This is a genomic window from Winogradskyella arenosi, from assembly GCF_003337305.1.
Taxonomy (GTDB): Bacteria; Bacteroidota; Bacteroidia; order Flavobacteriales; family Flavobacteriaceae; genus Winogradskyella; species Winogradskyella arenosi.
In genome coordinates this window covers 435,813-457,181 of sequence record NZ_QPJO01000001.1, presented here as the reverse complement: position 1 = coordinate 457,181, position 21,369 = coordinate 435,813, and the positions used below count along the sequence as shown (strand labels likewise).

The 21,369-nt window shown below is 34.6% G+C and carries 19 protein-coding genes; 17 read left to right on the top strand and 2 right to left on the bottom strand.

What is annotated here, in order from left to right; all coding sequences use genetic code 11:
• The first annotated feature begins 39 nt into the window (after positions 1 to 39).
• The 3 genes from mnmG to DFQ08_RS01880 all read left to right on the top strand — a co-directional run bounded on the left by mnmG (position 40) and on the right by DFQ08_RS01880 (position 3,769).
• A complete protein-coding gene (gene mnmG / locus DFQ08_RS01890) occupies positions 40 to 1,911 on the top strand; it encodes a tRNA uridine-5-carboxymethylaminomethyl(34) synthesis enzyme MnmG (RefSeq protein ID WP_114308100.1) in 1,872 nt (623 codons plus the stop codon).
• Between the two features lie 263 nt (positions 1,912 to 2,174).
• On the top strand, positions 2,175 to 3,035 hold the full coding sequence (locus DFQ08_RS01885; protein ID WP_245935349.1) for a class I SAM-dependent methyltransferase: 861 nt from the start codon (positions 2,175 to 2,177) through the stop codon (positions 3,033 to 3,035).
• 212 nt (positions 3,036 to 3,247) lie between these two features.
• Entirely contained in the window at positions 3,248 to 3,769 is a 522-nt protein-coding gene (locus DFQ08_RS01880; protein WP_114308099.1) for an OmpH family outer membrane protein, read from the top strand.
• A 33-nt stretch (positions 3,770 to 3,802) separates the two neighbouring features.
• Here DFQ08_RS01880 and DFQ08_RS01875 read toward each other — a convergent pair whose 3' ends face one another.
• Complete coding sequence (locus DFQ08_RS01875; protein WP_114308098.1) at positions 3,803 to 4,963, bottom strand: DNA polymerase III subunit; 1,161 nt, start codon at positions 4,961 to 4,963, stop codon at positions 3,803 to 3,805.
• A gap of 179 nt (positions 4,964 to 5,142) precedes the next feature.
• Here DFQ08_RS01875 and DFQ08_RS01870 point away from each other — a divergent pair, with 179 nt between their 5' ends.
• Genes DFQ08_RS01870 through DFQ08_RS01855 form a run of 4 tightly spaced genes read left to right on the top strand, consistent with a single transcriptional unit; the run spans position 5,143 to position 9,891 of the window.
• Positions 5,143 to 6,330, top strand: a complete 1,188-nt coding sequence (locus tag DFQ08_RS01870) for a phosphoglycerate kinase (protein WP_114308097.1) — start codon at positions 5,143 to 5,145, stop codon at positions 6,328 to 6,330.
• Between the two features lie 3 nt (positions 6,331 to 6,333).
• On the top strand, positions 6,334 to 7,293 hold the full coding sequence (locus DFQ08_RS01865) for a hypothetical protein (RefSeq protein WP_114308096.1): 960 nt from the start codon (positions 6,334 to 6,336) through the stop codon (positions 7,291 to 7,293).
• A 34-nt stretch (positions 7,294 to 7,327) separates the two neighbouring features.
• Entirely contained in the window at positions 7,328 to 8,887 is a 1,560-nt protein-coding gene (locus tag DFQ08_RS01860) for a LysM peptidoglycan-binding domain-containing protein (RefSeq protein WP_114308095.1), read from the top strand.
• 23 nt (positions 8,888 to 8,910) lie between these two features.
• Entirely contained in the window at positions 8,911 to 9,891 is a 981-nt protein-coding gene (locus tag DFQ08_RS01855) for a DUF4837 family protein (protein WP_114308094.1), read from the top strand.
• A gap of 53 nt (positions 9,892 to 9,944) precedes the next feature.
• Here the strand turns inward: DFQ08_RS01855 and DFQ08_RS01850 are convergent, their stop codons facing one another.
• Positions 9,945 to 10,136: a Sec-independent protein translocase subunit TatA/TatB gene (locus DFQ08_RS01850; RefSeq protein WP_114308093.1), complete on the bottom strand. Its 192-nt coding sequence runs from the start codon at positions 10,134 to 10,136 to the stop codon at positions 9,945 to 9,947.
• 115 nt (positions 10,137 to 10,251) lie between these two features.
• Between DFQ08_RS01850 and DFQ08_RS01845 the strand changes: the two genes are divergently transcribed.
• From DFQ08_RS01845 to wecC, 10 genes are all read left to right on the top strand, one after another.
• Positions 10,252 to 11,121: a M23 family metallopeptidase gene (locus DFQ08_RS01845; protein WP_114308092.1), complete on the top strand. Its 870-nt coding sequence runs from the start codon at positions 10,252 to 10,254 to the stop codon at positions 11,119 to 11,121.
• Positions 11,121 to 12,623 (top strand): GH3 auxin-responsive promoter family protein, encoded by a 1,503-nt coding sequence (locus tag DFQ08_RS01840; protein WP_114308091.1) that lies wholly within the window; start codon positions 11,121 to 11,123, stop codon positions 12,621 to 12,623. Before DFQ08_RS01845 ends, DFQ08_RS01840 begins: the two co-directional genes overlap by 1 nt.
• Before the next feature lie 27 nt (positions 12,624 to 12,650).
• Positions 12,651 to 14,342, top strand: a complete 1,692-nt coding sequence (locus tag DFQ08_RS01835) for a DUF6909 family protein (protein ID WP_114308090.1) — start codon at positions 12,651 to 12,653, stop codon at positions 14,340 to 14,342.
• 3 nt (positions 14,343 to 14,345) lie between these two features.
• Positions 14,346 to 15,398, top strand: coding sequence for a hypothetical protein (locus tag DFQ08_RS01830; protein ID WP_114308089.1), 1,053 nt, complete (start codon positions 14,346 to 14,348; stop codon positions 15,396 to 15,398).
• Positions 15,391 to 16,410 (top strand): dTDP-glucose 4,6-dehydratase, encoded by a 1,020-nt coding sequence (rfbB, locus tag DFQ08_RS01825; RefSeq protein ID WP_114308088.1) that lies wholly within the window; start codon positions 15,391 to 15,393, stop codon positions 16,408 to 16,410. The genes DFQ08_RS01830 and rfbB overlap by 8 nt, the downstream gene beginning before the upstream one ends.
• 1 nt (position 16,411) lies before the next feature.
• Positions 16,412 to 17,275 carry a glucose-1-phosphate thymidylyltransferase RfbA gene (rfbA, locus tag DFQ08_RS01820; RefSeq protein WP_114308087.1) on the top strand — a complete coding sequence of 288 codons (864 nt, stop codon included), beginning with the start codon at positions 16,412 to 16,414 and terminating at the stop codon, positions 17,273 to 17,275.
• Between the two features lie 5 nt (positions 17,276 to 17,280).
• A complete protein-coding gene (rfbC, locus tag DFQ08_RS01815) occupies positions 17,281 to 17,826 on the top strand; it encodes a dTDP-4-dehydrorhamnose 3,5-epimerase (protein WP_114308086.1) in 546 nt (181 codons plus the stop codon).
• On the top strand, positions 17,823 to 18,680 hold the full coding sequence (gene rfbD / locus DFQ08_RS01810) for a dTDP-4-dehydrorhamnose reductase (protein ID WP_114308085.1): 858 nt from the start codon (positions 17,823 to 17,825) through the stop codon (positions 18,678 to 18,680). The genes rfbC and rfbD overlap by 4 nt, the downstream gene beginning before the upstream one ends.
• A gap of 344 nt (positions 18,681 to 19,024) precedes the next feature.
• Positions 19,025 to 20,161, top strand: a complete 1,137-nt coding sequence (gene wecB / locus DFQ08_RS01805) for a non-hydrolyzing UDP-N-acetylglucosamine 2-epimerase (RefSeq protein WP_114308084.1) — start codon at positions 19,025 to 19,027, stop codon at positions 20,159 to 20,161.
• Positions 20,154 to 21,365, top strand: a complete 1,212-nt coding sequence (gene wecC / locus DFQ08_RS01800; protein WP_114308083.1) for a UDP-N-acetyl-D-mannosamine dehydrogenase — start codon at positions 20,154 to 20,156, stop codon at positions 21,363 to 21,365. The genes wecB and wecC overlap by 8 nt, the downstream gene beginning before the upstream one ends.
• The last annotated feature ends 4 nt before the right edge of the window (positions 21,366 to 21,369 follow it).

Here is a 21,369-nt window from a genome sequence, read left to right as displayed (position 1 = left end):
TCGAAAATGTTCCACGTGGAACAATTAAAGAAATGAATTATGTTTAATGAAGTTTACGATGTTATCGTAGTTGGTGCAGGACATGCTGGGAGTGAAGCTGCCGCGGCGGCTGCAAATATGGGAAGTAAGACCTTATTAATTACCATGAACCTTCAGAATATTGCACAGATGTCTTGTAATCCTGCTATGGGTGGGATTGCTAAAGGGCAAATTGTGCGCGAAATTGATGCGCTTGGTGGGTATAGTGGAGTCGTCTCTGATACCTCTGCGATTCAATTTAAAATGCTTAATAAATCTAAGGGACCAGCGATGTGGAGTCCGAGGGTACAGAGTGATCGTATGCGTTTTGCTGAGGATTGGAGAATGCTCCTTGAAGGGACTGAGAATTTAGATTTCTATCAGGAGATGGTTTCTGGATTGTTAGTTGAAAATCATAAAGTGGTCGGTGTTAAAACCTCTTTAGGAATTGAAGTCAGGGCGAAATCTGTTGTACTTACTAACGGTACTTTTTTAAATGGTTTAATTCATATTGGAGATAAAAACTTTGGTGGTGGTAGAGCAGGAGAAAGGGCCGCAACAGGGATAACAGAACAACTCGTAAACTTAGGATTTGAATCAGGGAGAATGAAGACCGGAACGCCTCCGCGGGTAGATGGTCGTTCTTTAGATTTCTCTAAAATGATTGAGCAACCTGGTGATGAGCATCCGCATAAATTCTCGTATTTAGATACTACAAAACCGCTAACACAACAGCGCTCTTGTCATATGTCTTACACGAGTGAATTGGTTCATGATTTACTTCGTGAAGGCTTTGATCGTTCGCCGATGTTTAACGGAAGAATTCAAAGTGTAGGGCCACGTTATTGTCCGTCTATTGAAGATAAAATTAACCGCTTTGCAGATAAGGATCGTCATCAATTATTTGTGGAACCGGAAGGTTGGAATACTTGCGAATATTACATCAATGGGTTCTCAACGTCGCTTCCAGAGGATGTACAATTTAAAGCATTGCGTTCTGTAGTTGGTTTTGAAAATGTAAAATTCTTTAGACCGGGTTACGCGATAGAATACGATTATTTTCCACCAACACAATTAAAGCATACTTTAGAAACCAAGTTGGTCGATGGCTTGTATTTTGCAGGGCAAATTAACGGAACTACTGGTTATGAAGAAGCAGCTTCTCAAGGTTTAATGGCGGGTATAAATGCCAGTCTAAAAGTGCAGGAAAAAGAAGCGTTTACCTTACAGCGTGATGAGGCTTATATTGGAGTTTTGATTGACGATTTAATTACAAAGGGTACAGAAGAGCCTTATAGAATGTTTACCTCTCGTGCGGAATATAGAACCTTATTACGACAAGATAATGCTGATTTTAGATTAACGCCTAAAGGTTTTGATTTAGGTTTAGCTTCTGAAAAACGTTTAAAGCGTATGGAGGAAAAGCAGTCAAAATCTGATGACTTTGTTCAATTTTTTAGGGATACGAGTGTAACTCCTGAAGAGGCAAATCCGGTTTTAGAATCTAAAAAATCAGCCCCGGTGAAGCAGCAAGATAAGATGTTTAAATTGTATGCACGACCTAATATTACGATTGACGATGTAAGACAATTTAAAGCCGTAGATGATTATATTGTGTCTAATAATTTAGATCAAGAAGTTATTGAGCAGACCGAAATTCAAGTGAAATACGCCGGGTATATTGCTAAAGAAAAGAACAACGCTGATAAGCTTAATCGACTTGAGAATTTAAAAATTCCTGCTGGTTTCGATTATTCAATACTGAAATCTATGAGTATAGAAGCGCGTCAAAAATTAAGTAAAATTGAACCGGTAACCATATCGCAGGCGTCTCGAATTAGTGGCGTTTCACCAAATGATATTTCGGTCTTATTGGTTTACTTAGGACGCTAATTTTATTAGAGTGCTGACCTTAGAGTTTTAAAATTTTAATGTTCCACGTGAAACAATTGAAGAAATTGATTCTGATTTTAGGGTTTATTGTAAGGATAAAAAATGCTAATCAGAATCAATTTTTTAGTAAAAGCATATCTCGAATTTTAAAATGCCGAAGAATTATGGTGTTTCAATTTAAGGTTTAGCTTTCAGAATTAAATTAAAAAAAAGAGACTTTTCGTTCTGTTTAAAATGGAACTTCATAAAAATAAACAACGTTAGTGTTAAGCGAAAATTCAATCTATATTAAAGTAAAAGATCATTCCGTTTCTAAGGAAGAATTCCAATTAATGTACAATGCGGAATTTGATATGTTGGAAACCGTGCCGCAACCCAAAGAAGAACAATTAGCGGCTTATTATAAAAGTGAAGATTATATTTCGCACACCGATACCAAGCGAAATACGTTGGAATATGTTTACCATATTGTAAGAGGTTTGGCATTAAAACGAAAATTAAAACTTATAAATTCGTTTAAGACAAAATCTAAAACACTTTTAGATATTGGTTGTGGAACAGGCGATTTTTTAGAGACGGCTCTTAAAGGCGGGTGGGAGGTTACCGGTATTGAACCGGATGAGAAAGCGCGACAGATTGCGAATACAAAAACGAACGGGGTTGTTTTTAATAGCGAAACCTTAGCGCAATTAAAACCGAATAGTTTTGATGTGATTACGCTTTGGCATGTTTTGGAACATTTGCCAAATCTTGAACAGCATATACAATTGTTAGAATCACTTTTAAAACCAACGGGCACTTTAGTGATTGCAGTTCCTAATTATAAAAGTTACGATGCGGCTTATTATAAAAACTTTTGGGCTGCTTATGATGTGCCAAGACATTTATGGCACTTTTCTAAAACGTCTATTTCAAAATTATTTCAAAATCATCAGATGGCTGTGGTAAAAACGCTCCCGATGAAATTTGATGCGTACTATGTGTCCTTGCTTTCTGAGAAGTACAAGACTGGCGTTATGAATCTGTTTAAAGCATTTTGGATCGGTTGGCGCTCTAATCTTAAGGCACGCCGTACAAAATCCTATTCGTCCCTTATTTACGTCTTAAATAAGTCGAATTCTTAATTTAAAAGACGCTGTGGCTTTATTTTTAGGATAAATGTACTGTTGTTATAAAAAAATGTAAAACCCGCTTAAAACGCTTTATTTGGATTTGTTTTTAATAGATTTTGTTAATTATTGATATTTGTAAGCATAGAAAATGTCAATAGTTAAATAATTCGTTAAATGCCTGCTTAACTTTTATACATTTGTAGAAATTAATTTTAATATAAATTATGAAGAAAATAATCTTAAGCTTAGGTGCATTAGTGGTTTTAGCATCTTGCGCTCAAACAGAAAAAACGGGTTTTATAAATAATTCAGAATTGATTAATGACTATCAAGGAAAAATTGATATTGAAGAAAAGTATCAGGCTAGAGATGTCGCTTCACAAAAGAAGAGTGATAGTTTAGCGCAAGCTTACCAAAAGGAAGTGGTGGAGTTGCAGCAGAAATTAGGAACAATGTCAGAAAAGCAACAGCAAGCCGCAGCACAACCATTTCAGCAAAAATGGCAAATGGTAGAGCAGCAAATGAAAGCTGAGCAGCAGAAATTCCAAACCGAGTTTCAGACAGAAATAGATTCTTCTATTGTAGAAGTGGTAGACTTTGTAAAAGCGTATGCAGAAACTAATGGATATACTTATATTTTTGGAACTAGTGATGCTTCTAGAAGTGTAATGTATGGTAAAGAGGCTAACGATTTAACGGACGAAATTCTTGAAGCTCTTAACGCTGAATATAAAGCGAAAAAATAACCCTAAGTTTTATTAGGAAATAAAAAAGTCAAGCTATGAAGCTTGACTTTTTTTATGCAATAATCGCGTTAGTTTTATAGAGAGATCGGTGAGGATAATTTTAGAATTTCCATTTCGTTCTATATGGTAAATGGCGTCTTGTAATTCTTCTGCAATCTCCATGATATTATTATCATGCACAAAAGGGGCGAATTTTTCTAGTTTAAAATTTTCTGATTTTGGTTCTAAGTATACCAAGTCGTTCGCATTGTAATTCATCAGTAAAGCTTGGCGGAAATAATTAAGACAGAAGTTCAGAAATTTCTTTTGGGTTTCACGTCCCGTTTTCGCAATTTCTTCAGACCACGAAATTAAATCGTGAATAGCGGCTTTGTTTCCTCGTGCTTTAAATGCAGAACGTACCCATAGCACAAACCATTTTTCAAACTGAATATCTTCACTGTCATTATAAATAAGGTCGCACGCTTTGTTGTAATTCCCATTAGACTGATGCGCTATTTTAATCGCTACAGCTTCTTCAATATGGTAATTTTTAACTAAACCTTCTACAATGGCTTCTTCTGCTAAAGGCGGAAAGTGCAACACCTGACAACGTGATTTTATCGTATTAATAATTTGCTCTTCATCTTCAGTAATTAGAAGAAAGATGGTTTTCTCTGGTGGCTCTTCAATAAGTTTTAAAAGTTTATTGGCGCTAGGGATATTCATTTTTTCAGCCATCCAAATAATCATCACCTTATAACCGCCTTCAAAAGATTTTAGCGTTAGTGATTTTACAATATCCATGGCTTCTTCAACACCAATAATACCTTGTTTATTATCGACACCTAATAGTTTATACCAATCAAAAAGATTTCCATAAGGTTGCTGGTTTAAAAGTTGTCGCCATTCTTCTAAATAGAATTTAGAGACAGGTTTACTCTTTACTTTATCGCTTGTGGTTACCGGGAAAGCAAAATGCAAATCGGGGTGCGAATAGTTTTTAAACTTAATATTGCAGGCCTCTAAACCTCCTGTATTTTCACCATCGGTATTTTGGCAAAGTATATATTGGGCATAGGCTAAAGCCATAGGGAGGGTACCGGTTCCTTCAGCCCCAACAAAGAGTTGAGCGTGGGCAATTCTGCCGGCATCGACACTCGTGGTAAGGTGTTTTTTTATATGGTTTTGACCTAAAACTTCAGAAAATAACATGAAATGAATTCTATTATAGGTTAACCTCACTTAAGAGGGTTGATTTTATGGGATTATTAGCTGCTTTTCCGTTGTAAATTTAATTTAAAGGTTAAATTCTACAAGGATTCGATATTAAGCAAAACTATATAAAATATTTATGTTTCTAATCTTTATATTTGTGTTATAAAATATATATCATGAAAACATTGAACGACTTTAATTTTAAGGATAAAAAAGCATTAATCAGAGTAGATTTTAACGTGCCGTTAAATGATCAGTTTGAAGTTACTGATGCAACAAGAATTGTATCTGCAAAACCAACGATAATTAAGATTTTAGAAGACGGAGGGAGCTGTGTTTTAATGTCGCATTTAGGACGACCGAAAGGGGTGCAAGATGAATTTTCTTTAAAGCATATTGTTCCAAAAATTGAAGATATATTGGGTGTTGAAGTCAAGTTTACCGACAATTGTGTTGGGGCTGAGGCTGAAGCAATGGCTGCAGCATTACAACCTGGAGAAATATTATTATTAGAAAATTTACGTTTTCACGAAGAAGAAAAGCAAGGGGATAAAGATTTTGCAGAGCAATTATCTAAGTTAGGTGATATCTATGTAAACGATGCCTTTGGTACTGCTCATAGAGCTCATGCGTCTACCACAATCGTTGCTGAGTTTTTTCCGGAACACAAATGTTTTGGAAGCCTATTAGCACAGGAAATAGAAAGCATCAAAAAAGTAATGGAAGATGGTGAAAAACCAGTCTTAGCCGTTCTTGGTGGTGCAAAAGTGTCATCTAAAATTACCGTTATCGAGAATATTTTAGATAAAGTAGACCATTTAATTATTGGTGGAGGTATGACCTTTACTTTTATTAAAGCACAAGGTGGTAAAATTGGTAATTCTATTTGTGAAGATGACAAAATGGAATTGGCTTTAGATATTTTAAAACAAGCAGAAGCTAAAGGTGTAAAGGTACATTTACCTGTAGATGTAGTTGCTGCTGATGATTTTAGTAATACGGCGAATACACAATTTTGTGATGTTACAGCTATCCCTGATGGTTGGGAAGGTGTAGATGCTGGGCCTAAATCTATCGAGATTTTTGATACTGTTGTAAACCAATGTAAAACGATTCTTTGGAATGGACCTTTAGGTGTGTTTGAAATGGAAAGTTTTGCAAAAGGAACCATTGAATTAGGTAACTCTATAGCCAATGCAACTAAAAACGGAGCGTTTTCTTTAGTTGGTGGTGGTGATTCTGTTGCTGCTGTAAAACAATTTGGATTCGAAAACAAAGTAAGTTATGTAAGTACTGGTGGAGGTGCTATGTTAGAAAGCTTAGAAGGTAAAACGTTACCAGGTATCGCTGCGATATTAGATTAATATATGAGGTTGTTTAAATACATCTTCTTATTATTTTTCTTTTTTAGCTGTGATTCTGATGATACCTCTTCAGAAGTAACAGATATAAGATATAAAGTACTCTTAGATTATGATGGAGATCTCGTTTTCATAGGTGACCAATCAAATAAGGTGATTTTTGAAAGTAGCTCTTCTGAGTATTATTTGAGCATTTTAGGCTATTATAATAAAGTACAATCTAAACGGTTGTACTTTATTTCTAGAAGTGATTTTTATTCAGGTTTTAAGTTGAATTACATTGATTTACAAGACCTATACGAGAATAGAAATTACCACTATATGGTTCAATCTTCTGATATTAATTTTGATGAAAATGATTATTTAATGTCTGGTGTCTTTATGGAATCAGAAAATAGATATCATTTTTTAGTTACTGAAGACGATTCAAATATTCTTTTAAAAACTTTTGAGAATGGAGCGTTGGTAGAAACTCAAAATGTAACTTCAACCTTTGGTATTCCTAATTTTGGTATAGAAGGAATTAGTTATCTTCAAGCGTCTAATAAATTAGTTATTATTCAAGATGTGTTTAATTCTTCAACTCAAAAAACAAAGATTATCGATTTAGATACGTTTAGTTTAGTTGGAGAGCACACCAACTTTAATTACAACTTTTTTAAAGCTTTTGGTGATGCCGAGCATCAATTTCTAATCGGAAGAAAGGAAATTAGTTATCAAGTCCACGAATATTTAACAGATTTACAAGGCAATTTAATTACTGATAATTCTGATGGTTATTCGTTTATAGGACGAGCCTCAATAGGTTATGATACTGATGAAAGTACTTTTGAGTATTTTATAGATGGTGATGGTAGGGAAGAAGTTGGAATAATAAATACCGTTACAGGAGAGTTATTACCACAAGGTGTGGAAGGTGAGCCTCATTCCAGAAATTCCCCAATTTTTTATTTTAAACCTAATTAATCTATTCGATTAATTTAATAAACGATATTGAGCTATGCTACGCGTTATAGTATTATTTTTTTGTACAATTATTTGTAGTGCTCATCTTGTAGCACAAGTTAAAACGGATAGCATTGTAAGTACATCGACTAAAGTTGATTCAAGCCAAACTTCCGTAATTGATGGCAAGTTGATTAAATCTGGAGATAAGATTCATCCAATTCAGGACTCTTTAGATATTAAAAACCTTTTAGATTTACCTGAAGCTGCGGCCTTAGATAAAAAGTGGTTAGATGAGCTGTATAGCAATGCGCTTTACGACACCATTTATAAGTCTGTCGTAGAAATGAGTTACGAACCCGTTGAGTATCCTGAGCTTTCTACAGACACATTAAAGGCGAGGTTAGCACGTTTAAACGCTAGAACCCCCTTTAATGTAGAATATAATGCCTCTTTAGAGAGTGTAATTAAAAGCTACTTAAAACACCGACGTAAATCGTTTGAAAAGTTAATGGGCTTGAGTCATTTTTATTTTCCAATGTTTGAGCAAGAATTTGCTACTCATGATATTCCTTTAGAGATGAAATATTTGGCTATTGTTGAGTCGGCCTTGAAGCCTAGAGCGCGTTCTCGTGTTGGCGCCACCGGACTTTGGCAATTTATGTATGGAACAGGGAAAGAACATGGCTTAGAGGTGAGTAGTTATGTTGATGATCGTAGCGATCCTATAAAAGCAACAACCGCGGCTGCTGAATATCTAAATAGGGTTTACCGTATTTTTAATGACTGGGATTTAGCGTTAGCAGCGTATAATTCGGGTCCAGGGAACGTTAATAAAGCCATTAGACGCTCTAATGGGGCTACTAATTATTGGAATATTCGTCATAATCTACCAAGAGAAACCGCAGGATATGTACCAGCCTTTTTAGCCACAATGTATATTTTTGAATATGCTAAAGAGCACGGATTTAAACCAGAACGACCAGATTTTCAGTTGGTACAAACCGATACTGTACATGTAAAGCAAATGATTTCTTTAAATCATGTTTCTGAGGCTACTGGGATTAAAATTGAAGCCTTACAATTTTTGAATCCGGCTTATAAATTAGATATTATACCAAAAGTAGAAGGTAAAACCTATACCCTGAGATTACCACGTACAGCTATAGGTACTTTTGTCACCAATGAAGATCAAATTTACGCTTATGCTAATGCTGAATTTGAAAAACGTGAAAAACCTTTACCAGAGCTCATAAAAGCAGAGAGTAAAATTACCTATCGCGTAAGAAGTGGCGATTACTTAGGGAAGATTGCAAGGAAATATGGAGTTCGGGTGAGTCAGCTAAAACAATGGAATGGACTTCGTGGTCATAACCTAAAAATTGGCCAACGGCTTACTATTTTTCCAAAAAATCACAATGTTACCACGACCACTAAAACGCCTAAAAAAGTCATTAATACCGCTGGGAAACAGACTTATAAGGTAAGGTCTGGCGATTCACTATGGAGTATCGCTCAAAAGTTTCCTGGCGTTTCTGTTGATAATATAAAAGAATGGAACGATATTAGTGGTAATAAACTCAAAATAGGAATGACACTTATTGTGTCTAAATAAAAACCCAACTTAAACATTTAACTATGAAAGCTTTTTATACTGTATTATTTTGTGTGTTATTGCTAGGATGTGGCGATAAAAAGGAGAATGACAATCGGACTTATTTACCCTCATCTAACGGAAACTTAAATACCATTTCTATTGTTGCTGATAATATAGTTTGGGAGGGCGAAGTCGGTGAGGCTATTAGAGGCATTTTCGCAGCCCCTGTTAATGGTTTACCAACCGAAGAGCCTATGTTTAACATGAAACAAATTCCAACGCAGGTTTTTGATGGTTTTGCGGCGAGAAGCAGAATTGTACTTAAAATTGAAAAAGGAAATGTTGAAACTACGACTAAAATAGTCCATGAAGCCTTTGCTAAACCTCAAACAGTTGCTGTTGTTGGCGGAAAGACCGATGAGGATATCATAGCGCAGTTAAAGACCAATAAGGATAAGATTATCGAAGCTTTTACCCAAGAAGAGGTGAAGGAGAAGCTAAGACGAATTAATTTATCACCACTTTCAGATAAGGATATCGAAAACCAATTGGGGATTACTATAGATATTCCTTCTGCGTATAAAGTAGGAAAGTCTGAAGATGAATTTTTCTGGATTAGAAAGAGTTTAAGTAATACTAAAACGATCGATTTAATGCTTTATACAGTTCCTATAAAAACCATTTCTAAAGGAGATAGTACTATTGTAGATATCGTAAAAATGCGAAACGAGATTACTAAAACTAAAATTCCTGGAGAAGACGATATTTATATGGAAGTTGAAGACGCCTATGTGCCTTCAATGTTTGAAACCGTTATAGATGATAAAGCGGCTTATGAAGTGCGCGGTATGTGGGTGATGAATGGTTTTACAATGGCCGGACCGTTTATTACTTATGCCATTGAAGATAAAGTAAACAACCGCTATGTTGTTGCCGATGGTTATGTGTATGCACCGTCATTAGAAAAACGGGATTATATATTTGAATTGGAAGCAATGATTAAATCCATTGACATTAAATAAGAAACAAAAAAAGCCAACTTTATTAGTTGGCTTTTTTGTTATATGTCTTTTTCTTAAGCGTTAGAGTCTTTCTCTTTAACGTCATTAGGTTCTTCTTTGCTAGCGTCCTTAAACTCCTTAATTCCACTACCTAAACCTTTCATTAACTCAGGGATTTTTTTCCCACCAAACAATAAAAGTATCGCAAGACCAATAATTACATATTGCCATGGTCCAATAAATAAAAATATATTGCTGAAAATCATAATATTAAATTTTAGAGTACAAAGTTAGTGATTATAGTTTATATAATAGTATTCTTTAGTCAACTTTAAGACTTTATGATGATGCTATTACAGGATTTTAACTAATTTTGTTTCGATGGCAAAAAAGAAAAATAAAGAGAAAAAATTCAGGAAAAAATTGCTACATAAGTATCGATTGGTGATCCTTAATGAAGATACTTTTGAAGAACGTTTCGCTATTAAACTAACACGGCTTAACGTTTTTGTGTTATCTACCATCTCCGCAATTTCGTTAATATTTTTTACGGTGCTCTTAATTGCTTTTACACCTTTAAGAGAATATATTCCGGGGTATTCTTCAGCTAAATTAAAAAAGAAGGCCACGATTTTAAACTATAAAACCGATTCTTTAGTTCAAGAATTAGAGATGAACAAACGGTATTACGCTTCCATAAGAAAAGTGCTTACAGGAGACGTGGCAACTATAGATTTTAATAGAGATTCTATCATAGAAGCCGCTAAGAATGATCTTGATATTTTACAGGTACCAACCAACAAAGAAGACTCCCTTTTAAGGGAAAAAGTAGAAAAGGAAGATAAGTACAGCTTGTTTGAAGAAACCGCAGATCAATCGAGTTATGTGTTGTTTCCTCCTGTTAATGGTACCATTTCTGAAAGCTATAACTTAGAAGAAAAGCATTACGCGGTAGATATCGTAGTACCTCTAAATACACCTGTGAAAGCCACAGCAGATGGCACCATAATTTTTGCGGAATGGACTGTAGAAACCGGTTATGTGGTGATTATAGAGCACAACCGAGAACTTATTTCGGTGTACAAGCATAATTCTGCAATTACAAAAAACCAAGGCGATGTTGTAAAATCTGGGGAGGTGATTGCTATGTCTGGGAATTCGGGCGAATTAACCACCGGACCTCACTTGCATTTTGAACTTTGGAGTAAAGGTTATTCTGTAAACCCTATTAACTTTATTAATTTTCAGTAATGGCATCATTTAAAGCCGCACTCTCAAAACCGTTTGCGAAATATATAGCTTGGAAAATCAATAAATGGTCTTCCAACCCTGTAGAAACCCAACAAAAAGTGTTTCAAGATTTAATATCTTCAGCACAACATACCGCCTTTGGAAAAGATCATAATTTTGAAAGCATAAGCTCTTATGAGGCCTTTCAGAAAGAAGTTCCAATTAGAGATTATGAAGATTTAAAACCCTATGTAGAACGTGTTGTTGCTGGTGAACCAGATATTCTTTGGAAGGGAAAACCCTTGTACTTTGCTAAAACGTCAGGGACCACTTCTGGGGCTAAATATATTCCTATTACCAAGGAAAGTATGCCTACACACATTGAAGCGGCCAGAAATGCCATTCTAATGTATATTCATGAAACTGGGAATTCTAAATTTGTAGATGGTAAAATGATTTTTCTACAAGGTAGTCCTATTTTAGAAGAAAAAAACGGCATTAAACTAGGACGTTTGTCTGGTATTGTGGCGCATTTTGTTCCAAAGTATTTACAAAAAAATAGATTGCCAAGTTTAGAGACCAATTGCATTGAAGATTGGGAAACTAAAGTTGATGCCATCGTTGAGGAAACCATAAATGAAGACATGAGTATCATTTCTGGAATTCCATCATGGGTACAAATGTATTTTGAAAAGCTTATTGAGAAGTCTGGTAAGAACGTAGGCGACTTATTTAAGAATTTTAATTTGTTCATTTTTGGAGGGGTGAATTACGAGCCATACCGTTCAAAATTTGAGAATCTTATCGGGCGGAAAGTGGATAGTATAGAATTATATCCGGCGAGTGAAGGATTTTTTGCGTTTCAAGATCAGCAAAATGAAAAAGGGATGTTGCTGCAATTAAATTCGGGCATATTTTATGAATTTATTGAGGCGGAACATTTTTTTGATGAAAACGCAAAGCGTCTCACCATTGCAGAGGTTAAGTTAAGTGTAAATTATGTTATGATTATTTCTACTACTGCGGGCTTATGGGCCTACAATATAGGAGACACGGTTCAGTTTACGTCTTTAAAGCCTTATAGAGTGATTGTTAGCGGGAGAATTAAACATTTTATTTCGGCCTTTGGAGAACATGTTATAGGTAAGGAAGTGGAACAAGCGCTTAAAGAAGCGACAAAAAATACTTTAATTTCGGTCAATGAGTTTACGGTGGCACCGCAAATAAATCCTGAGGAAGGTTTGCCTTATCACGAATGGTTTATTGAGTTTGAGAACGCCCCTGAAGATGAAATCCAGTTTATTGCAGCTTTAGAACAGTCCTTACAACAACAAAACAGTTATTATTTCGATTTAATAACAGGAAAGGTGTTAAGACCCTTACAGCTCACAAGAATTAAAAAAGATGGTTTTCAGACGTATATGAAATCTATAGGGAAATTGGGTGGACAAAACAAAATTCCAAGATTGTCCAACGATCGAAAAATTGCAGACCGCTTATATGAACTGAAATTAACTAAATAAGCCTATATTTGTAGGTTAAATTATTATATGAGTACAACAAAAAAAGAACAAGGACGAACAAGAGCACAAGAGAGTTCTAGTGCTATAGAGCGTATGTATATTACTATGCGCCACCTTTTTAATCGTGGTTTTTATAAGCCTATGGGAGTTTCTGGAGAAACTTTACGTGAGGCTTTACTACTTTTACGTCCAGAAATTTACGGTTCTATTGGAGAAGAAAAAGCAGAATTAGAAGGCTTACTTTACGTCGTAGACCGTTTACCACAAGGAATAGAAGAGTGTACCTTTATTAACTTAACTAGTGATGAAGGGTATGCTAATTCGCATTTTAAATCTATAATTCCACCAAAACGAAGACGTAACTGTTATCGTATTGACGATGAGCAAATGAATATTGAAATCACTAGAGGGCGCTCAGAGATTTATGATATTTTAACGCACCTTACGTTTTTATTTGTGGAGTCTCATAAAATTAGCAAACGCGTTATTATTGATGAAGACGGCTCAACGGTTAGAGATTGGCAGAAATTAGAAAACGCGGTATTGTCTTCTAACAAATTAACACAAAAGGAGCGCGAAATAGCTATTACGCATACGGCAAATATCTTAGGTCGTACGTTTCATGAGTTAACAGACGCTTATCCTAAATTTGCAACAGAAAGTCAGCCAGAGCGTTTACTACATATTGTATATTGGTTAGGAAAATTAGCTATAGAAGAAACCATTAATAACGTTAAGCGTACCATTACGTTTAGTCCTGTATTAAGAGAGCGTTTAGGGCACCATATTCACGGTGAAATATGGGCAGATACCATTAAGACGGCCTTACATGAGAAAGGCCTTTTAGAGCGTCCTATTCATATTATCAGTGCCAATATGCACAGTGTTATGAATTCTTTATTTGCTAAAGGGGCCCTTAAAGGTGCAGATGCTAAAAAGGATATTTTTCAAATCTATGAAGCCTTAAGTGATTCTAAAAACGGACATTTAAGAGCTAAAATTGAAAAATTAGCCCTTCAAAATGGTATGATGAGTATCAAAGATACCTCAGGAACAAACATAGACATTCAAATTTTCGATACCGATAAAATAGATTTCTCTAAAACAGAATTTAAGTATTTAGAAGAGGTTAAAGAGAAGAAAGCGGTACTGATTGTTATGGACTATGCCTTTGGAGAACAGGCGTATGAAACCTTAGATGAATTATTAAAGCCAATTTATGTTGAGGATAAAGATGTTCACCTTAATGTAGAATCGATCTCTATTATGGGGAAAGCAGGTATTTTACAAGGAGGAAAAGGAGATGTTATGATTCCTAATGCGCATATTTTTGAAGGTACTGCAGATAACTATCCTTTTAAAAATGAATTGAGTAAAGATGATCTTTCTGATTGCGGGGTCTCTGTTTACGAAGGGACAATGGTTACTGTTTTAGGAACCTCACTTCAGAATAAAGAGATTTTAAAATTCTTTAAAAAATCAACTTGGAATGTTATTGGTTTAGAAATGGAGGGTGCACATTATCAAAAAGCCATTCAGGCCGCTTCTAAGGTAAGAGGGAACATCAATGAAGATGTTAAAGTACGCTATGCGTATTACGCTAGTGATAACCCTTTAGAAACAGGGGCAACCTTAGCTTCTGGAGGTCTAGGAACCTCAGGGGTTAAACCAACTTACGTCATTACAAAAAAAATAATAGAACAAATATTTAATTCATAAGAAATGAGTGAAAAGTTACCGCAGCAACCCCAAAATGAAGAGGTTGATTTAGGGCAATTGTTTAATGCTATAGGAAAGTTATTCGATAAGTTTTTTGCTTTTATAGGACGTATTTTTAAAGGCATTTTTTCAGCATTTATTTATGTTTTAAAACCATTAGTACATCATTTTAAAATCGTAGGTATTGCGTTAGTCGCGGCGTTTATTGTTGGTTTTGTGATTGAAAAAACGAAAAAACCGATTTATTTTTCTGATTTGATCGTTAAAACGCATTTTGACTCCAAGTATCAATTAAAGAGTGATATAGATTACTTTAACGCCTTAATAAGTGCAGACAATATTGAAGAATTATCTACTATTTTTGAAATTGATAGTGCCTCTGCAAAACAGTTAAAGGTGTTTGAACTTAGAGCAGGACCAGAGACTCAAAATGATTTATTCTTAGAGTATGATGAATACCTGCAATCTGTAGATACGTCTTTGGTTAACGAATTGAGTTACGGAGAGTATATCAATAATAGAGGGCTTTTATCGGGTCATATTTTTACGATTACGGCGTATTCTAGTAAGCAAAATATCTTTTTAGATTTAACTAAGGGATTAAAAAAGACCTTTGAAAATGAATATTCAAAACATCAAATGCAGGTTAGAGATACTATTGCTTATATTGAGCGTCAGTCTTTAACCACAGAATTGTCGCGTTTAGATAGCCTTCAGAAAACATATTTAGAAGTATTAAAAAATGATTCTCAAAATAAAGCATTATCGTTTGCTATTAGTTCTAGTATCCCATTGCAACAAGAAAGATCAATCACCAAAGAGTATGAACTATTTATAAAAGAGCAAGAGATTAGAAGAAATCTTAATGAAGTGAATTCTTTGATTGCTGAAGAGAATACTTATTTCGATATCATCTCTGATTTCGATAAATTTGGAAGTTACGATAAGCTTTTAATAAATCGTTTCTATTTTAAACTTCCTATTTTCGTATTGTTGTTATTAACTGTTGGGTTTTTATTTATTAAATTTATAAGGTTTATTAAAAATTATGAGTAAAATAATGTTAGTAACCGGAGGCGCAGGCTTCATCGGTTCAAATTTCATCGTTTATTTTTTAGAAACCTACAAGGATACTAAGGTGGTTAATCTCGATTTGCTGACTTATGCAGGGGATTTGAGTAATTTAAGTGAACTTGAAAATAATTCAAATTACACTTTTGTAGAAGGGGATATTTGTGATACAGCGCTTGTCAATTCCTTATTTGAAACCTATAAGTTTTCTGGTGTTATTCATTTTGCTGCAGAATCTCATGTAGATAATTCTATTAAAAACCCTGATGCCTTTGTAAAAACTAATGTTAACGGAACATTTAATTTGTTAGATGTCGCTAAAAAACATTGGATGGAAGGCCCTTTTACATTTAAGATGGGTTGTGAAAATAATAGATTTCATCACATCTCAACAGATGAGGTGTATGGTACTTTAGGGGAAACTGGTTTATTTACGGAAGACACCCCTTATGCACCTAACAGTCCGTACAGTGCGTCTAAAGCTTCCTCAGACTTTATTGTAAGAAGTTATTTTCATACTTATGGGATGAATGTGGTAACGACCAATTGTAGTAATAATTATGGTCCAAAACAGCATGATGAAAAGTTGATTCCGACCATCATAAGAAAAGCCATCACTAATGAACCAATCCCAATTTATGGAGATGGTAAGAATATTAGAGATTGGTTGTACGTTTTAGATCATTGTACAGGAATTGATTTGGCTTTTCAGAAAGGAAAAGCTGGAGAGACTTACAATGTTGGTGGAAAGAATGAACGCGATAATTTATATATCGTTCATAAAATTTGTGAAATCCTAGACAGTATTAAACCAAAAGAAGATGGCGGTTCTTATGCCGAATTAATCACTTTTGTTACAGATAGACCTGGTCATGATTTTAGATACGCTATTGATGCTACTAAATTAGAAAATGAATTAGGGTGGAAGGCTAGCGAGAATTTTGAATCTGGCATCATGAAAACCATAGAATGGTACCTAAATAAATACAATAACTAAGATGAAAGGAATAATATTGGCAGGGGGATCCGGGACAAGATTACACCCTTTAACTTTAGCAGTAAGTAAACAATTAATGCCGGTTTATGATAAACCTATGATTTACTATCCCTTATCGACGTTAATGTGGTCAGGGATTAAGGAAATTTTAATTATATCTACACCTCAAGATTTACCTTTATTTCAGAAATTATTAGGTGACGGAAAACAGTTTGGTTGTGATTTTCAGTACGCGGTTCAAGAAGAACCTAATGGTTTGGCTCAAGCCTTTATTATTGGTGAAGAATTTATTGGCGATGATAAAGTGGCTTTAATTTTAGGAGATAACATTTTCTATGGAACCGGATTAGCTGAATTATTGCAAGAAAATAACGATCCTGACGGTGGTATTGTGTACGCCTATCATGTGCATGACCCAGAACGTTATGGTGTTGTAGAATTTGATGCATCAGGTAAGGCCGTTTCTATTGAAGAAAAGCCTGAACAGCCGAAGTCTAATTACGCCGTTCCAGGGATTTATTTTTATGATAATTCTGTAGTAGAAATTGCTAAAAATATTACCCCTAGCCATCGAGGAGAATTGGAAATTACGGATGTTAATAAAGCGTATTTAAATGCAGGGAAATTAAAGGTGAGTGTTTTAGATAAAGGCACGGCTTGGTTAGATACTGGGACGTTTAAATCTTTAATGCAAGCGTCTCAATTTGTTCAAGTTATTGAAGAGCGTCAAGGTTTAAAAATTGGTGCTATTGAAGAAGTGGCTTTTAAAATGGGGTATATCAATGAGGAGCAGTTTAAAGCTCTTGTAAAGGCTTTAATTAAAAGCGGATATGGGAAGCATTTATTAAGTTTATTACCGAAATAAAAAGCATGACATTTAAAGAAACAAAATTAGAAGGTTGCTATATTTTGCAACCTAATATTTTTACAGATAAAAGAGGTTATTTTATTGAAAGCTTTAGTCAACAGACCTTTAATTCATTATTAGGCTTAGAGGTCAATTTTGTTCAAGATAATGAATCTAAATCTTCTAAAGGTGTTTTAAGAGGTTTACATTATCAATTGGGAGCACATGCCCAAGCTAAACTTGTTCGTGTGGTAAAAGGCGCTGTTTTAGATGTTGCGGTAGATATTAGAGAGGATTCTAAAACGTTTGGACAATATGTAGCTGTAGAATTAACGGAAGCCAATAAAACGCAGCTTTTTGTGCCTAGAGGTTTTGCACATGGTTTTATTGTATTAGAAGATGAAACCATTTTTAGTTATAAATGCGATAATTATTACAACAAAGCATCAGAAGCAGGTATAATTTACAATGATGACGACTTAAATATCGATTGGCAATTGCCAAGTACCGATTTTATTCTTTCAGACAAAGACCTCATTTTACCTAAATTAAAAGATGCTATACTATGATAAACATACTTGTTACTGCTAAAGATGGTCAATTGGGGCATTGCTTTCAAGATTTAGCCTCTAAGCATCAAAATTTTCAGTTTGTTTTTAAAAATTCTTCAGAATTAGACATTACAAATAAAGACCATATTGAAGCTGTATTTAACACACAAGCTTTTGATTACTGTATTAACTGTGCAGCTTATACGGCTGTAGATAAAGCCGAAGAAGCTATTGAATTAGCCGATAAGGTGAATTATTTAGGCGCTCGGAATATTGCTGAAGCTTGTGAAAAATTCGGAGTGACTTTAATCCATATTTCTACAGACTTTGTTTTTGATGGGGAAGCGCATAGCCCTTATTTAGAAAGCGCGTCTACCAATCCGTTAGGGGTTTATGGCAAAACCAAATTAGACGGAGAAAAGGCTATCGCTAAGACTTTAGAACAACATTTTATTATAAGAACCTCTTGGTTGTATTCAGAATACAAAAATAATTTTCTGAAAACAATGCTAAGATTGGCTAGCCAACGTGATGAAATTGGGGTTGTTGGTGATCAAATAGGAAGCCCAACGTACGCCAAGGATTTAGCAGAAGCCGTTTTACTAATTATAGAACAGAGTAATACCGATTTTGGTACCTACCATTATAGCAATCAAGGCGAAGTAAGTTGGTATGATTTTGCTAATGAAATCTTTAAGATAGCGCACAGCCAAATTAAACTTAATAAAATAGGAACTTCAGATTATCCTACACCAGCAAAACGCCCTAAGTACAGTGTTTTAGATACGTCTAAAATTAAAAAAACTTTAAACATAAAGATTCCTGCTTGGGAAAAAAGTTTGCTAATAGCCTATTCTAATTTAGAGGAATAACATTAAGAGAGAGGCCTTAAAATAGCTATTCAGTTATCTTAAACCAACTATAAATTGGTGCCTATATTAACTACTTAAGCTATTTTTTTTTGTTATCAGAATAGAGTCATTATGTTCTGTGTATTTGGAGCACTCGTTATGATGAGCTTCATTAGAGCTAAGCTTTATATAAAACAATTTTCAGTTGGTCCTAAAGTTTAAAGAAATTTTAATGGGTTATTGTATTTAGGAAGATATTAACTGTATTTGAAGTAATTAATTGCTGAAACCATTTATAATAGTATTTTTGCTTTTGCAAAGTTTAATACCTTGTAATTAGACTAAAAAGAGAATATTATTCTTAAATGAAAAAGAAAAACCTTATTATATTCGGAACGCGTCCTGAGGCTATAAAAATGGCCCCATTAGTGAAATTATTCTTAGAAAATTCAGATAAGTTTGAAACTAAAGTTTGCATTACTGCTCAGCACAGAGAGATGTTAGATCAAGTTTTAGATTTTTATAATATAATTCCGGATTATGATTTGGATTTAATGAAGCCAAATCAAAACCTTTATACCTTAACTTCCGATATTATTACGGAACTTAAACCAGTTTTAGAAGATTTTAATCCAGATTATGTGTACGTTCATGGCGACACAACAACGACGATGTCTGCTAGTATTGCAGCATTTTATTCTGGAGCTAAAATTTGCCACGTGGAGGCCGGTTTAAGAACGTTTAATAAGCGTTCTCCATTTCCAGAAGAGATCAATAGAAGTATTACAGGTCGTATTTCAGATTATCATTTTGCACCAACTTTAACATCTAAGCAAAATTTGTTGAATGAAAATATACAAGAATCTAATATTTTAGTAACTGGTAATACGGTAATAGACGCTCTAGATTATAGTTCAGCTATTGTAAATTCTGAGGAGTATTCAGACCAAGAAATAGAGGATTTAAAGAGTGTCGTAGATGCATCAAAGCGACTAATATTAGTAACAGGCCATAGACGAGAGAATCATGGAGAAGGCTTTATTAATATTTGTTTAGCCTTGAAACAGATAGCTCAAAATCATGAAGATGTTCAAATCATATACCCTGTTCATTTAAATCCAAATGTTCAAAAGCCAGTTTATGAATTATTGAGTAATCAAGATAATATAAAATTAGTAAACCCTTTGTCTTATCCAGCTTTTGTGTGGTTGATGAATAAATCTCATATAATTATAACGGATAGTGGTGGTGTACAGGAAGAAGCTCCAAGTCTAGGTAAACCAGTTCTGGTCATGAGAAATACAACAGAACGACCTGAAGCCGTTGAGGCCGGTACGGTATTACTAGTAGGCACTAATGCGGATAAAATAATAAGTGAAACAGAAAGACTTTTAAGCAATAAAAAAAACTATGATACAATGAGTAAGCTTCACAACCCTTATGGAGATGGAAAAGCTTGTCAACGTATCGTCGATTTTATATTAAATAAATCACATGAATAAACCTGAAGTTGTAATGATTGGATTAGGGTATATAGGGTTGCCAACAGCGGCCTTAATTGCTCAAAACAATACCTATGTACACGGCGTAGATATCAATCCTAGTATTGTTGAAACAATAAATCAAGGAAAAATACATATCGTAGAGCCAGAATTAGATACAGCAGTAGCAGAAGCTGTGAAAGAAGGTTATTTAAAAGCGGCCACAACACCGGTGCAAGCAAACACCTATTTAATTGTTGTACCTACGCCTTTTAAAGCTAAAAATGAGCCTGATATCTCTTTTGTCGAAGCGGCAACAAAAGCAGTATTACCTTTACTAAAAGAAAATGATCTTTATATCATAGAATCAACATCTCCAATCGGTACAACTGAAAAGATGATGGAATTGATTTATACTGAGCGTCCAGAGCTACAAGATAAAATTAATATTGCCTACTGTCCAGAGCGTGTTTTGCCAGGAAACGTAATGTACGAATTGGTGCATAACGATCGCGTTATTGGTGGAGTAAATGAAAAATCAACTGAAAAAGCGGTTGCATTTTATCAGCAATTTATTCAAGGCGCCTTGCATAAAACTAATGCGCGTACTGCCGAGATGTGTAAATTAGTGGAAAATTCATCGAGAGATGTTCAGATTGCTTTTGCTAACGAGTTATCTTTAATTTGTGATAAAGCGAATATTAATGTTTGGGAACTCATAGAATTAGCTAATAAACACCCTCGGGTTAATATATTACAACCTGGTTGTGGGGTAGGTGGTCATTGTATCGCTGTAGACCCTTACTTTATCGTATCTGATTATCCTATGGAGTCTAAAATTATAGGTAAAGCCCGTGAGATAAATAATTATAAATCTTTTTGGTGTGCAGAAAAAGTTCAAACTGCAAAATTAGAGTTTGAGTTAAAACATGGACGTAAACCTAGTATTGCTTTAATGGGACTTGCATTTAAACCTAATATTGATGATTTAAGAGAGTCTCCTGCAAAATATATTGCACAAAAAGTATTGCAAAACTCAAACAATGAAGCCTACTATATTGTAGAACCAAACATAAATGACCATAAGGTGTTTAAAATTACCCCTTATCAAGAAGCTGTAGATAAAGCTGATATTTTTGCTTTTTTGGTAGCTCATGATGAGTTTAAGACCTTAGAAATATCCTCGGATAAGGTGATATTAGATTTTTGTGGGGTTAGAAAGTAAGAAT

Bases quoted from the DNA above. Each gene is read 5' to 3' on its own strand.
- rfbC (WP_114308086.1), top strand. From the start codon at position 17,281: ATGACATTTAAAGAAACAAAATTAGAAGGTTGCTATATTTTGCAACCT.
- rfbD (WP_114308085.1), top strand. From the start codon at position 17,823: ATGATAAACATACTTGTTACTGCTAAAGATGGTCAATTGGGGCATTGC.
- DFQ08_RS01850 (WP_114308093.1), bottom strand. From the start codon at position 10,136: ATGATTTTCAGCAATATATTTTTATTTATTGGACCATGGCAATATGTA.
- rfbA (WP_114308087.1), top strand. From the start codon at position 16,412: ATGAAAGGAATAATATTGGCAGGGGGATCCGGGACAAGATTACACCCT.
- DFQ08_RS01855 (WP_114308094.1), top strand. From the start codon at position 8,911: ATGAAAGCTTTTTATACTGTATTATTTTGTGTGTTATTGCTAGGATGT.
- DFQ08_RS01865 (WP_114308096.1), top strand. From the start codon at position 6,334: ATGAGGTTGTTTAAATACATCTTCTTATTATTTTTCTTTTTTAGCTGT.
- DFQ08_RS01870 (WP_114308097.1), top strand. From the start codon at position 5,143: ATGAAAACATTGAACGACTTTAATTTTAAGGATAAAAAAGCATTAATC.
- DFQ08_RS01860 (WP_114308095.1), top strand. From the start codon at position 7,328: ATGCTACGCGTTATAGTATTATTTTTTTGTACAATTATTTGTAGTGCT.
- DFQ08_RS01880 (WP_114308099.1), top strand. From the start codon at position 3,248: ATGAAGAAAATAATCTTAAGCTTAGGTGCATTAGTGGTTTTAGCATCT.
- mnmG (WP_114308100.1), top strand. From the start codon at position 40: ATGTTTAATGAAGTTTACGATGTTATCGTAGTTGGTGCAGGACATGCT.
- DFQ08_RS01875 (WP_114308098.1), bottom strand. From the start codon at position 4,963: ATGTTATTTTCTGAAGTTTTAGGTCAAAACCATATAAAAAAACACCTT.
- rfbB (WP_114308088.1), top strand. From the start codon at position 15,391: ATGAGTAAAATAATGTTAGTAACCGGAGGCGCAGGCTTCATCGGTTCA.
- DFQ08_RS01830 (WP_114308089.1), top strand. From the start codon at position 14,346: ATGAGTGAAAAGTTACCGCAGCAACCCCAAAATGAAGAGGTTGATTTA.
- wecB (WP_114308084.1), top strand. From the start codon at position 19,025: ATGAAAAAGAAAAACCTTATTATATTCGGAACGCGTCCTGAGGCTATA.
- DFQ08_RS01845 (WP_114308092.1), top strand. From the start codon at position 10,252: ATGGCAAAAAAGAAAAATAAAGAGAAAAAATTCAGGAAAAAATTGCTA.
- wecC (WP_114308083.1), top strand. From the start codon at position 20,154: ATGAATAAACCTGAAGTTGTAATGATTGGATTAGGGTATATAGGGTTG.
- DFQ08_RS01835 (WP_114308090.1), top strand. From the start codon at position 12,651: ATGAGTACAACAAAAAAAGAACAAGGACGAACAAGAGCACAAGAGAGT.
- DFQ08_RS01840 (WP_114308091.1), top strand. From the start codon at position 11,121: ATGGCATCATTTAAAGCCGCACTCTCAAAACCGTTTGCGAAATATATA.